Below are 12,409 nucleotides of genomic sequence, written 5' to 3'. Positions count from 1 at the left end.
GTGGCGCGCGGCCGGCGTCGTGTGTCGCCGAACAGGCCGACTCCGGTCGACGTCGGTCGGCGTCGACCGATGCCGACCGGCTCCGGTCGCGCAGCCGCTCGGAGGGCGCGGACGACGAGCTGGTTCTGTTCCCCGTCGATGACCTCGCCCGGAGGCGCTTCACGGACCTCGCCAGGGCACTGATCGCAGCACGCCGATCACAGCGAGAGGTTCCGGAGAGCAAGAGCCGCGCCATCTACCGCCCGCCGCCTACCTCCTACCGCCTGCCGTCTGCCGTCTGCCGTCTGCCGCCTCGGTACTGTGATGCAGCATGACCGAGATCGAGATCACCGCAGACCTGGTCCGCGCCCTGCTGCAGGAGCAGCATCCAGACCTTGCGGGGCTGGCCGTCCGCGAGGTGGCGGGCGGCTGGGGCAACCAGATGTGGCGCCTCGGGGACGATTTGGCCGTGCGCATGCAGCGCATGGACCCCACCCCGGAACTCCAGCTCAAGGAGCGGCGGTGGCTCCCCGTGCTCGCCCCGCGCCTGCCGCTCCCGGTGCCGACCCCGGTGCGGTTCGGCGAACCGTCGGAGCGCTTCCCCAAGCACTGGACCGTGATGACGTGGGTTCCCGGTGAGCCGCTGGACCACGGCTCGATCAGCCGCGGCGACCACGCGGCCGACACCCTGGCGGGCTTCCTCCGGGCGCTCCATGTGGAGGCGCCCGCCGATGCGCCGATCGCCGAGGACCGCGGCGCCCATCCCAGGAACTGCACGGACGGCTTCGAGAACTGTCTCCGGTCCGTTGCGCCCGACGACATCGCCGCCGACGTCCGGGCCGTCTGGGCCGACGCCGTCGCGGCCGACGCGTGGGAGGGCCCGCCGGTGTGGGTGCACGGCGACCTGCATCCCGCGAACGTCGTCGTCTCGGACGGAACGCTCGCGGGCGTCGTCGACTTCGGCGACATGTTCGCCGGGGATCCGGCCTGGGACCTCGCCGCCGCATGGGTGCTGCTCCCGGCGGGCACGGCCTCACGGTTCTTCGACATGTACGCGCATGCGGACGAGGCGGCGATCCGGCGTGCCCGCGGGCTGGCCGCCATGAAGAGCCTTTTCCTCATGCTCATGGGGCAGAACGGCGACCGAGGCCTTCCCGGCGGCAAGCCGCACTGGGGACCTGCGGGTCGGGCGGCACTCGACCGGGTCCTGAAGGGCGTTTGACGCACGCTTCGGCGGCAGCGCCCCAGGTCCACCCGGCCAGGTCGTTCCCCCGGAGGCTTCCGCCGCATCCATCGCGGAACCCATTCCTCCACGGCATGGCACACATGCGATCCAGTCGCTGGTGGAACACGTCCCCTCGCCCTACCGTCGATCGGGGCGGCCGTGCACCGGCCGCCCCGATCACTGCGGGGACCTGATTCCCCCTGCCGAACGAGGGGAAGCGCCGTGTTACGAGGACGTAGGCACCCAGGTGGCCGACGCGTACGCGGGGGTCGCGACCGCGGCTTCCCGGGCCTGGCTGCTCGCCGACCCGATCACCACGACGCCGCGCCGGGCCGTCCCGGACGCGTCCTCGTGCCGCTGCTGCTCACGGTCGTCACCGCTGTACTGCTCACCGCCTGCGCCGGAGCCGCGTCCGGCCCTGCCTCGGGCGGCGCGAAGCCGCCCGCACGACCGACCCCGACGGCGCCTTCGTCTCCGACTCCGAGTTCGACCCGCCCTTCGTCTCCGACCACCTCGGCGACCGCCTCGCCGACACCGAGTACGGCCGCCGAGATCACCGAGGCCGTCACCCAGTGGTACGAGTACGGAGGCGGGACGGCGATGGTCAGTTTGATCGAGGAAGCCGAGAAGGCCCAGTCCGGTCGCCCCGACGAGGAAGAGGAATTCGCCCTCGTGATCCTGGACTTCAGCGGTCTCGATGAGGCGCTCAGCACCGCCCGGCTGTTCGGTTCGATCCCCGACCCCAAGACCCAGAAAACCTGGTCGGCCGCCATCGAGCGCCTCGACGAGGGTGCGCGTGAGGTACTGGCGTCGGTGCCGCAGGGCAGGACGTTCCAGTCGCCCACGGAGGCCGGACAGGCGTTCCGGGGGTGGAAAACCTTTGACGAGGGGCTCAAGAACCTCAAGAAGACCGTGGCGAGACTCGACCGCACCTTCGGGTTGAAGCCGCCGTCGGACCCGTGGGAAAAGGGATAGCCCCCTGGTCTCGTCCGTGAAGCCGGACGCCTGCGTGCCCTCGGGCCCGAGGGCACGCAGGGCAGCGTTCTGGTACGACCGGCACCACGGGCTCATGGATGCCGCAGCGGGACAGGGCGAGGTCGCGGCCGAGGTGCTTTCAGCCGGTCTCCCCCACCGCCGTCTTCACCAACTCCCTCACCTGGCCGACGATGTCCGCCCGGTTGCGCTCGAAGTCCGGGTCGGTGACCGTGCCCGTCCGCGGGTTCGTGTTCTCCGCGCCGAACTGCAGGACCGGTGTGTGCAGATGCCCGCCCGGCAGCTTCGGCAGCCCCAGCCGGTCGCGCAACAGGGTGGCCCGGTAGGCGATCTCGTTGGAGAGGTAGTCCCCGCCGCCTCCGGCGCGCGACGCCGAGCCCGGCGTCGGTCCGTCCGGCCTGGTCACCGGTTGGGTGCCGCCCGCGGGGATCTCGGTGACCTCGGTGTTGTCGTACACCGGGAAGCGGCCCGTCTCCGCTTCGGTGAGCTGTCGGTACGGGAGTGTCGTGGTCGTCCACTGCGGCTGCGAGCCGGGGTCGGCGACGGGGACCGTCCCTGTGCTCGCCGCGTTCTCGTTGTCGGGGAAGCCGCCGCGCCAGGCCCCGTTGGTGCGCTCCACGTCGAAGCGGCCCTGACGGCCCTGGCTGACAGTGGTGAACAGGTCCAGGTGGGGCAGCTGCCGGGCGAGGACCCGCTCGACGGTTCCCTCCGCGAAGTCCGCCCAGCGCACCGGGAAGACGACGGTCTCGATCCGGGCCGGCCCCTCGGCGGTCCGCACCAGGGTGCCGTCCAGGGCGAGCGCGCTCGCGCCCGAGGGGTTGCCGATGCGGGTGTCCCTGTCCAGCGTGAACGGGTCGAAGCCGGTGACGAGGACCCGCTTCACCCGGTGGCCCGGGAAGCGGATGTCGTCCTGGCCGCGCGAGGAGGTCTCCAGGGCCGTGTGCAACGCCCGGCGCTGCTCGTCGGCCAGCGCGAACCGGGGTGTCCACGCGCGCAGTTCGCGGCTGAGCGCGAGTCGGGCCCAGTACAGCGGGCGGTCGTCGCCCCGGCTCAGGTCACCGGTGGCGGGTCCTCGGCCCTGGGCGCGGTCGACGGCGCGCCGCCACAGAGCCGAGGCGTGGCGGGTCACCGTTCGCTCGGCCTGCGCGTAGCCGTCGGAGCCCCTGAGGGCACGCTCGAAGCGCGGGGCGAGGGCGTCGAATCCGCTGCGCCGCAGGATCTCCTGCGGCGCGGCCCGGTCGAGGCGCTGCTCCTCGACGGTCGTCGCCGTGGGGGTGCGGGCGCCGTCCGCCGGGGACGCCGAGGCGGGCAGCGCGGGGCCCGCGAGAACGAGCAGGAGCGCCACGCCGCCGAGGCCGAGCCGGGGGGTTGCGGAGAGTCGGTGCGTCACGTGGGTCCTTTCGGGTCAACGGCTCGTCGCAGTATCGCGGCACCGCCGGAGGCGATGCCATAGGGCAAGAACCGTGCAAGCACGTGGAGAAGGGGACGGAGTACGCAGAACACACGCGGAGCATCCGCGGGGGCGCCGGCAGCGCGCGACGCCCGTTCCGGCCTCCGCCGCGCAGGTCGCCTCCTCGCCCACGGGCCGGTGCCGGGAGATGCCCGTCGGGCCCCGACCGGCCTGTACGCTGCGATCATGCAGCCGTCCGCCCCCTCCTCCCCGTCGGGTTCCGCGCGGCCGGGTCCGGTCGCGGATCCCGCCCGGCGCGGGCTCCTGACGGAGCGCATCGCCCGCGAGCTGGAGCACGACATCCGCTCCGGCCAGATCGCCGTCGGGACGAAGCTCCCCTCCGAACGGGAACTCGCCGCCCAGTTCGGCGCCAGCAGGAACGTCGTGCGCGAGGTGCTGCGGCGGCTGGAGGCCCAGCATCTGATCGAAGTCGCCCCGGGGCGCGGCTCCTTCGTCCGCGAGCAGTCCTCGGGGCAGGCCCGGGGGTACGACGCGCTGTACCGGGCGGGCCGGCCCACCGTCCGGCAGCTCATCGAGGCGCGGATCCCGCTGGAGGTCGAGATGGTCCGGCTGGCGACCGAGCGGGCCACGGACGAGGACATCGCGGCGATGCGGGCCGCCCGGGACGCCCTGGAATCGGCGACGGACGTCGTGGTCAAGGCCCAGGCGGACATGGACTTCCACGAGGCCATCGCCGTGGCCAGCAAGAACCCGGTGCTGAGGATCATGCTGTCCTCGATCGGCGGCATGATGTTCGAGATGATGCTCCGCTCGAACTCCGATCCGTCGATCGGTGAACCCGGGGTACCGCACCACCCGGAGATCTTCGAGGCGGTCGAGGCACGGGACGTGGACCTCGCCTGCGCGCGGATGCGGGAGCACCTGATTCTGGGCCTGCGGACGTACGGGGCCGATCTCGACGTCCAGGTCGACACGATGGCGCGCAACCACATCGAGACGCTGCTGGACCAGGCCGAGGGCCGCCGGACACCTCCGGGACGCTAGTCCGGGGGCGGGCCGGGGGCGGGCGGCTACGCAGGGGGCCACTGACGCGGTACGCAGCCGGCCCGCCCGGCCTCGCCGGTCCCGCCCCGGTCCCGCCCCAACCCCGCCGGTCCACGCGACCCCGCCCGATCCGTCCGGTAGGCGGAATCTTTGCTTCAGGGTCTGGTCGGGGAGGTTTCCCTGCTGTTACGGTCCCGCGTAGACCAACTGGTCCTACCAGTTGGACCAGGTCGGACCAGTCCGGTCCCACAGGGGCCGGCAGGCAACACGTACCGCAGAGAAACGAGGACGAGGATGTCCACGAGCAGCCAGCTCCTGAGCCGGCGCGCCTTCGGCAGGCTCGCCGCAGGGGCCGCGGCGGCCGCCGGGGCGGGAGCGCTGAGCGCCTGTTCGGGCGGGGGCGGCAAGCCCTCGGCCGACGCACCGTTGCGGATCATGGCGATCAACCACGTCTGGTCCCAGGCGGTCAAGCGCCGCACCGCTGAGTTCGAGGAGCGGATCGGGCGGCGGGTCTCGATGACGCTGCTCACCGCCGACCAGCTCGCCAGCAGCTACAACGTCAAGCTCAACGCGTCGGGCACCGACGTGGACGTGATGATGGTCCGCGCGCTCCAGGAGCAGTTGCTCTTCGGCCACAACGGCTGGCTCGCCGACCTCAGCGACCGGGTGGCGGACGACGCGAGGTTCGCCTGGGACGACTTCCAGGAAGCGCCCCGCCAGGCGTCGACGACCGCCGGGAAGGTGCTGAGCGTCCCGGTGGTGACCGAACGCCCCGCCCTCTACTACCGCAAGGACCTGGTGGAGGACCTGGGCGGGCCGCCGCGCACGCTGGAGGCGCTGATGGAGGCCGCACAGGAGCTGACCCGCCGGGACAAGGGCTTCTACGGCTATGTCGGCCGGGGTCAGCGCAGCGGCGCGGTGTCCCAGTGGTCGAGCTTCCTCTACTCGCACGGCGGTGACTTCGTCGTGGACGGGAAGTCCGGGATCGGCAGCGCCGAGGCCGTCGCCGCCTACGAGTACTACGGCCGTCTGCTGGCCGGCTCCGGACCGCCCGGGGCGACCAATATGAGCCTCGAACAGGCGATGCCGATCTTCGCGCAGGGCAAGGCCGCCTTCTTCATCGACGCCGACGCGATCTACAGCAGCTTCCTCGACCCGAAGGTGTCCCGGGTGCGCGAGAGCGTCGGCTTCGCGCCCTTCCCCGCCGGGGCGGCCGGGGCCAGGCCGCACAACATCCCCTCCTGGAGTCTCGGCATCAACACCTTCTCCCGACTGCGCGACGACGCCTGGGAGTTCATCCGATGGGCGGCCGGGCCCGAGATGTCCGCCGCGCTCCAGTCGGAGGGCATCCCCGGCGCCCGCTCCTCGGTGTGGTCCGACCCGAAGACGCTGGCCGCCTTCCCGCCGGAGCTCGCCGAGGCCATGCGGCTCAACGCGGAGCGCGGGGTGGGCTACGACCGGCCCCGGGTCCTCCAGGTCGGCCGGGCCCGGGACATCGTCGGCCGCCCGCTGGTCGCGGGCATCCTCGGCGAGTCCGTCCGGCCGGTCGTGCGTGACGCGGACGCGGAGTTCGCCCAGTTTCTCGTACGCGACAACCGCCACAAGGAGTCCTGATGTCCGCCACCGAGGTCACCGGGACCGCAGAAGCCACCCGGGGCTCCACCGCCCGCGCTTCGGGCCCGACACCGCCCGGGGCGGGGCGACGGCAGCGGACCTTCGAGCAGGCCAACCGGCGGCTCAAGTGGGCGATGCTCAGCCCGGCGGTGCTCTTCGTCGGCCTGATGATCATCTTTCCGCTGGTCTTCACGCTGAATCTCAGCCTCACCGACGCCTTCGGGGCGGTGAACGCCGACAGCGCCCACGTCGGTCTGCGCAACTTCACCGACGCGCTGGGCGACACCCGCCGGTTCTGGCCCGCCGCCCGCCGCACCCTGGTGTTCACCGTGGGCGCGGTGGTGCTGGAGACGGTGCTCGGGCTCGCCCTGGCGATGCTGATGCGCAAGCCGTTCCGGGGGATGCGCTGGGTCCGTACCGTGCTCATCATTCCGCTGCTGGCCACGCCGGTCGCGATCGGCATCCTCTGGCTGCTGATCCTCGATCCCACCAACGGCATCGCCAACCATCTGCTCGAAGCGGTCGGCGTGCCCCGGCAGGAGTTCCTCGGCTCGGTCGGGCAGTCGCTGCCGACGCTGATGCTCATCGACGTGTGGCAGTGGACCCCGATGATGACGCTGCTGCTTCTGGCCGGACTGACCACGCTGCCCGAGGAGCCGGAGGAGGCCGCCCTGGTCGACGGCGCGAACGCCTGGCAGCGCTTCCGCCACGTCGTCCTGCCGATGCTCGGGCCGACGCTCGCCACCGCGTTGGTGCTGCGCGCCGTCGACGCGCTGAAGACCTTCGACATCCTCTACGCCACCAAGGGCGCGGGCGGCGGTTCGGACTTCGAGGTGGAGACCCTCAACGTCTACGCCTACGGGCTCACCTTCGACTACCAGGAGTACGGGCTGGCCGCCGCCGTCCTGGTCCTGTTCACGCTGTTCATCATCGGTGTCGTGGTGCTGCTGCGCCGCCGGGGCGGAAGGAAGAACGCATGAGTGCCACCCTCTCCCCCGCACGGGCCCGGCGTGGACGGCCGTACGGGTCGTGGCTGCGCGGGGCCGCGATCACGGTCGTGACGCTCGTCTTCGCGCTGCCGCTCGTGTGGATGTTCGCCGCGGCCTTCAAGACCAACGTCCAGGTCACGGACCCCTCGGTCGGGCTGTGGTTCACCCCGACGCTGGACAACTTCCGCGCGGTCGTCGAGGCCGGGCAGATCGTGCGGTCGATGGGCAACTCCCTGCTGGTGGGGGTGGTTTCGACGGTGCTCTCCGCCGTGATCGCCGTGCCGGCGGCCTGGGCGGTGGGCCGGTTCTCCATGCACCGCACCGGCTCCGTCATCCTCGTCGCGCGCATCGTCCCGGCGATCTCGCTGCTCGTGCCCTGGTACTACCTGTTCGCACGGATGGGCCTGGTCGGCTCCTACACGGTGCTGATCCTCAGCCATATGTTCGTCTCGGTGCCCCTGATCATGTGGATCATGATCAGCTTCTTCGCGGGGCTGCCGGTCGAGCTGGAGGAGGCGGCCCGCACCGACGGGCTGAGCGCCTTCGGCGCGTTCTGGCGGATCTCGCTGCCGCTCGCGGCGCCCGGAACGGCCACCGCGTCGCTGCTGGCCTTCGTCTTCAGCTGGAACAACTTCATGTTCGCGCTGGTCTTCTCCGACGACCGGACACAGACCGTGCCGGTCACGCTGTTCAACTTCATCTCCTACGCGAGCACGGACTGGGGCGGCCTGATGGCCGCCGCCTCTCTCATCACCGTGCCCGTCGTCCTGGCCGCCGTCCTCGGCCAGAAGTATCTGGTGGCCGGGCTGACGTCCGGCGCCACCAAGGGCTGAACCCCCACTCCCCCACCTGTGGAAAGAGCACACACGCATGAAGATCGTCGACGCGAAGGTCGTCGTCACCAGCCCCGGCCGCAACTTCGTCACCCTGAAGCTGACGACCGACGAAGGGCTCACCGGCCTCGGCGACGCCACCCTGAACGGGCGGGAGCTGGCCGTCGTCAGCTATCTCACCGACCATGTCGCCCCCCTGCTGATCGGGCTCGACCCGCACCGTGTCGAGGACACCTGGCAGTCGCTGTACCGGGGTGCGTACTGGCGGCGCGGCCCGGTGACGATGGCCGCCATCGCCGCCGTGGACGTGGCGCTGTGGGACATCAAGGCGAAGGCCGCCGGGCTGCCGCTGTACCAACTGCTGGGCGGTGCGAGCCGGGAGCGGATCGGGACGTACGGCCATGCCAACGGCCGGGACGTACCCGAGCTGCTCGACTCCGTACGGGCCCGGCTCGCCGAGGGCTACCCCGCCGTCCGCATCCAGTCCGGCATCCCCGGCCTCAAGGCGGTGTACGGGGTGACCGACACCGACGACACCGGTGCGGCCGTCCTCCACCAGCAGGCCCGCCCCCTGGTCGAGGACTGGGACACCGCGGCGTATCTGCGCCATGTGCCGGCCGTCTTCGAGGCGGTGCGCGCGGAGTTCGGCGCCGAACTGCCGCTGCTGCACGACGCCCACCACCGGCTCACCCCGATCCAGGCCGCCCGGCTCGGCAAGGACCTGGAGCCCTACCGGCCGTTCTGGCTGGAGGACTGCACCCCGGCCGAGAACCAGGAGGCGCTGCGTCTGGTCCGGCGGTCCACCACCACGCCGCTGGCCGTCGGCGAGGTGTTCAACACGGTGTACGACTACCAGGCCCTGATCACCGAGCAGTTGATCGACTACGTGCGCTCGGCGGTGACCCACTTCGGCGGCGTCACCCCGCTGCGCAAGCTCTTCGACTTCGCCGCGCAGTACCAGATCAGGAGCGCGATCCACGGCCCCGAGGACATCTCCCCGGTCGGGATGGCCGCCGCCGTGCACCTGGACCTCGCCGTGCACAACTTCGGCATCCAGGAGTACTCGGGCCACAGCCCGCTCACCGACGCGGTGTTCCGGCACGCCTACACCTTCACCGACGGCCACCTGCACCCCGGCGAGGAGCCCGGCATCGGCGTGGAGCTCGACGAGGAGCTGGCCGCGGCGCACCCGTACGCGGCCGCGTATCTGCCGGTCAACCGTCTCCACGACGGGACCGTCCACGACTGGTGAGCCCCCGGTGCGGGGTCCGGCGAGCGCCGGGCCCCGCACGCACAGGCCGGTACCCACACGGCCGAAAGAAGTCTTGCGCAATCCCTTGACCCCTGCGGAACGGAGGTTCACAGTACTCACTAATGCGCATTAGTAATACGCATTAGTGATCCGGAGGAACACCGTGGAAGAACCCAGGAAGCGGTCCAGGCCGGGCCGGGCGCCCGCCCCCGCGGGCCGTACGTCCCGTCCGCGCCAGGCCGAGGTCGCCCGGCTCGCCGGGGTCTCGCAGGCCACCGTCTCGCTGGTGCTGGGGGCCCGGAAGCAGGGCGCCACGATCTCCGAGGAGACCCGGCAGAAGGTGCTCGACGCGGTGCGGGCGCTGGGCTATGTGCCGGATCCGGCCGCCAGCCGTCTGGCGGCCGCGCGGAACAATCTGCTCGGGGTCTTCAGCTTCACGTCCACCTTCCCCACCGATGTACAGCACTCGTACTACCCCTTCCTCGTCGGCGTCGAGCAGGAGGCCGCGGCCCGCGGCTACGACCTGGTGCTCTTCACCGGCTCCAGCACGGGCGGCGCGGGGGCCGCCGGGCCGAACGCGCTCTCCCGGGTCCGGCTGGCCGACGGCTGCCTGTTCCTGGGACGCCACGCTCCCGCCGACGAACTGCTGCGGCTGGTCGCCGACGGCTTCCCCGTGGTCCACCTCGGCCGCCGGGACGAGCTGGAGGGGCTGGCGTGGGTCGGCGCGGACTACATCAGCGCGAGCCAGGAGGTCGTCGCGCACCTCGCCTCGCTCGGCCACCGGCGCATCGTGCTCGTCCGGGAGGACGACGAGGCGCCCGCCTCCACCGACCGTGAGCACGGCTTCCTCAAGGGCCTGGAGGAGGCGGGACTGCCCGGCGGCCCCGCCGCCGTCTTCCGCTCCGCCGACCCCGAGCGCGATCTGACCGCCGAGCGGCTGCGCGGCTGGCTCGACGACGGCGTGACCGCGTTCGTCGCGGAGGAGACCGACACCGGCGACGCCTGGCGCGCCCTGCACGGCGCCGCGCACTTCGTCGGCATCGACTGCCCCCGCGACGCCTCGCTCGCCCTGCTCGGCAGCCCCCCGCCGGATCTGGCGGACGGGCCCGTCCCCACCGGTTTCGACGTCCCCCGGCCCCAACTGGGCGCGGCCGCCGTGCGGATGCTCGCCGCGCTGGTGGCCGGGGAGGAGGCGACGGAACCCCTGGTGGCCTGTGCCTTCCGGCCCGGCTCGACGGCCGGCCCGGCCCCCGTACGTCTCTGACGCTCCCGTATCTCTCCGACCCGGCCCCCGGAGGCGGTCGCACCAGCTCCAACGCACCACGTTCACACAGCACTTCAAGGAGAACCGTGACATCCGAACCCGACATCCTCATCGTGGGCGCCGGACTCGGCGGCGTGGCCGCCGCTCTCGCCGCCTGCCGGGCGGGGCGCACCGTCGTCCTCACCGAGGAGACGGACTGGATCGGCGGCCAGCTCACCTCGCAGGCGGTTCCGCCGGACGAACACCCGTGGGTCGAGGAGTTCGGCACCACCGCCTCGTACCGCACGCTGCGCGAGTCCATCCGGGACTACTACCGCCAGTGGTACCCGATGCGTTCCGAGGCCCTGGCCCTGCGCAACCTCAACCCGGGCGCCGGGCGCGTCAGCAAGCTGTGCCACGAGCCGCGCGTCGCCCTGACCGTGATGGAGGCCATGCTCGCGCCGCATCGCTCCTCGGGGCGGCTGACACTCCTCACCGAGCACCGGCCGGTGGCCGCCGAGGCCGGCGACGACGACACCGTACGGTCCGTCACGCTGGCCGACCTGCGGGGCGACAACCACCGTACGATCAGCGCCCGTTACGTGATCGACGCCACCGAGACCGGTGAACTGCTCGAACTCGCCGGGGTGGAGCATGTGATCGGCGCCGAGGCGCGGAGCGAGTTCGACGAACCGCACGCCCCCGAGGAGGCGCAGCCCCTCAACCAGCAGGGCATCACGGTGTGTTTCGCGCTCTCGCACCACGAGGGCGAGGACCACACCATCGAGCGCCCCGCCGACTACGACTTCTGGCGCTCCTACCGGCCGGACTTCTGGCCGGGGCCGCTGCTCGGCTTCCTCGCCCCCGACCCGCGCAGCCTGGAAGCCGTCCCGCGGACCTTCGTGCCCAATCCGGAGCTGGATCCGCTGGACGTCAACGCCGACCAGTCGGCCGACGCGGGCGACAAGGAGCTGTTCGGCTTCCGCCGGATCCTGGCCCGCAAGCTGCACCGGCCCGGCGCGTTCGACTCCGACATCACCCTGGTCAACTGGCCTCTGAACGACTACTGGTTGAAGCCGCTGATCGGCGGGGGCGAGGAGACGTCGGCCGCCGCGCTGGCCGAGGCCCGCCAGCTGTCGCTCTCCGTCCTGTACTGGCTCCAGACCGAGGCCCCCCGGGCGGACGGCGGCACGGGGTTCCCGGGCCTGCGGCTGCGCCCGGACGTCACCGGCACGGCGGACGGTCTGGCCAAGGCCCCCTACGTACGGGAGTCGCGGCGGATCAAGGCCGTCACCACGGTCACCGAGCACGACGTCTCGATCGACATCGTCGGTCCCTACGGCGGCACCCGCTACCGGGACTCGGTCGGCGTCGGCAACTACCGCATCGACCTGCACCCCTCGACCGGCGGCGACAACTACGTCGACATCGGTTCGGTGCCGTTCGAGATCCCGCTCGGCGCGCTCATCCCGCGCCGCGTCCGCAACCTGCTGCCTGCGGGCAAGAACATCGGCACGACGCACATCACCAACGGCTGCTACCGGCTCCACCCGGTGGAGTGGAACATCGGCGAGGTCGCCGGCGCGCTGGCCGCCCACTGTGTCGCCGAGAGCGTCGAACCGCACCGGGTCCAGGCCGAGGACAAGCGGTTCGAGGCGTTCGCCGCGCTGCTGGAGCGCGACGGCGTGCAGCGCCACTGGCCGGACGTACGCGGCTACTGACCCCGTACGCGCACGACGGACGGCGCGGACGACGCACCACCCGCTCCACCGCGGTACCCGACACACCCGTTTCACCGCACGGCCCCCAGGGGTGAGCGCGGAGCG

10 protein-coding genes are annotated in these 12,409 nt (G+C 71.9%); 9 read left to right on the top strand and 1 reads right to left on the bottom strand.

Going from position 1 to position 12,409, the window contains the following annotated elements:
* Positions 1–310 precede the first annotated feature (310 nt).
* Entirely contained in the window at positions 311–1,201 is an 891-nt protein-coding gene (locus tag IE272_RS13955; RefSeq protein WP_050361948.1) for an aminoglycoside phosphotransferase family protein, read from the top strand.
* A gap of 612 nt (positions 1,202–1,813) precedes the next feature.
* Positions 1,814–2,179 carry a hypothetical protein gene (locus IE272_RS38690; protein ID WP_229897307.1) on the top strand — a complete coding sequence of 122 codons (366 nt, stop codon included), beginning with the start codon at positions 1,814–1,816 and terminating at the stop codon, positions 2,177–2,179.
* A 139-nt stretch (positions 2,180–2,318) separates the two neighbouring features.
* Here the strand turns inward: IE272_RS38690 and IE272_RS13945 are convergent, their stop codons facing one another.
* Positions 2,319–3,587 carry a pyroglutamyl-peptidase I gene (locus IE272_RS13945; protein ID WP_190006952.1) on the bottom strand — a complete coding sequence of 423 codons (1,269 nt, stop codon included), beginning with the start codon at positions 3,585–3,587 and terminating at the stop codon, positions 2,319–2,321.
* Between the two features lie 246 nt (positions 3,588–3,833).
* On the opposite strand from IE272_RS13945, the gene IE272_RS13940 reads away from it, so the two are divergent.
* From IE272_RS13940 to IE272_RS13910, 7 genes are all read left to right on the top strand, one after another.
* The gene (locus tag IE272_RS13940; RefSeq protein WP_056705320.1) at positions 3,834–4,652 is read left to right on the top strand and encodes a FadR/GntR family transcriptional regulator; all 819 of its coding nucleotides are present in this window, start codon (positions 3,834–3,836) and stop codon (positions 4,650–4,652) included.
* A 294-nt stretch (positions 4,653–4,946) separates the two neighbouring features.
* Positions 4,947–6,266, top strand: coding sequence for an ABC transporter substrate-binding protein (locus tag IE272_RS13935; protein WP_057667117.1), 1,320 nt, complete (start codon positions 4,947–4,949; stop codon positions 6,264–6,266).
* A complete protein-coding gene (locus IE272_RS13930; RefSeq protein ID WP_190006951.1) occupies positions 6,266–7,246 on the top strand; it encodes a carbohydrate ABC transporter permease in 981 nt (326 codons plus the stop codon). Before IE272_RS13935 ends, IE272_RS13930 begins: the two co-directional genes overlap by 1 nt.
* Positions 7,243–8,088, top strand: a complete 846-nt coding sequence (locus IE272_RS13925; protein ID WP_032793553.1) for a carbohydrate ABC transporter permease — start codon at positions 7,243–7,245, stop codon at positions 8,086–8,088. Before IE272_RS13930 ends, IE272_RS13925 begins: the two co-directional genes overlap by 4 nt.
* A 37-nt stretch (positions 8,089–8,125) precedes the next feature.
* Positions 8,126–9,340, top strand: coding sequence for a D-mannonate dehydratase ManD (gene manD / locus IE272_RS13920; RefSeq protein ID WP_050361954.1), 1,215 nt, complete (start codon positions 8,126–8,128; stop codon positions 9,338–9,340).
* A 163-nt stretch (positions 9,341–9,503) separates the two neighbouring features.
* Positions 9,504–10,604: a LacI family DNA-binding transcriptional regulator gene (locus IE272_RS13915; RefSeq protein WP_050361955.1), complete on the top strand. Its 1,101-nt coding sequence runs from the start codon at positions 9,504–9,506 to the stop codon at positions 10,602–10,604.
* Positions 10,605–10,690: 86 nt separating this feature from the next.
* Entirely contained in the window at positions 10,691–12,304 is a 1,614-nt protein-coding gene (locus tag IE272_RS13910) for an FAD-dependent oxidoreductase (RefSeq protein WP_050361956.1), read from the top strand.
* Positions 12,305–12,409 lie beyond the last annotated feature (105 nt).

Origin of the sequence: Streptomyces anulatus (assembly GCF_014650675.1) — a bacterium.
GTDB classification, from domain to species: domain Bacteria; phylum Actinomycetota; class Actinomycetes; order Streptomycetales; family Streptomycetaceae; genus Streptomyces; species Streptomyces anulatus.
The sequence above is the reverse complement of the archived record's forward strand: the minus strand, read 5'-3'. Positions and strand labels throughout refer to the sequence as shown.

Bases quoted from the DNA above. Each gene is read 5' to 3' on its own strand.
- manD (WP_050361954.1), top strand. From the start codon at position 8,126: ATGAAGATCGTCGACGCGAAGGTCGTCGTCACCAGCCCCGGCCGCAAC.
- IE272_RS13955 (WP_050361948.1), top strand. From the start codon at position 311: ATGACCGAGATCGAGATCACCGCAGACCTGGTCCGCGCCCTGCTGCAG.
- IE272_RS13935 (WP_057667117.1), top strand. From the start codon at position 4,947: ATGTCCACGAGCAGCCAGCTCCTGAGCCGGCGCGCCTTCGGCAGGCTC.
- IE272_RS13940 (WP_056705320.1), top strand. From the start codon at position 3,834: ATGCAGCCGTCCGCCCCCTCCTCCCCGTCGGGTTCCGCGCGGCCGGGT.
- IE272_RS13930 (WP_190006951.1), top strand. From the start codon at position 6,266: ATGTCCGCCACCGAGGTCACCGGGACCGCAGAAGCCACCCGGGGCTCC.
- IE272_RS13925 (WP_032793553.1), top strand. From the start codon at position 7,243: ATGAGTGCCACCCTCTCCCCCGCACGGGCCCGGCGTGGACGGCCGTAC.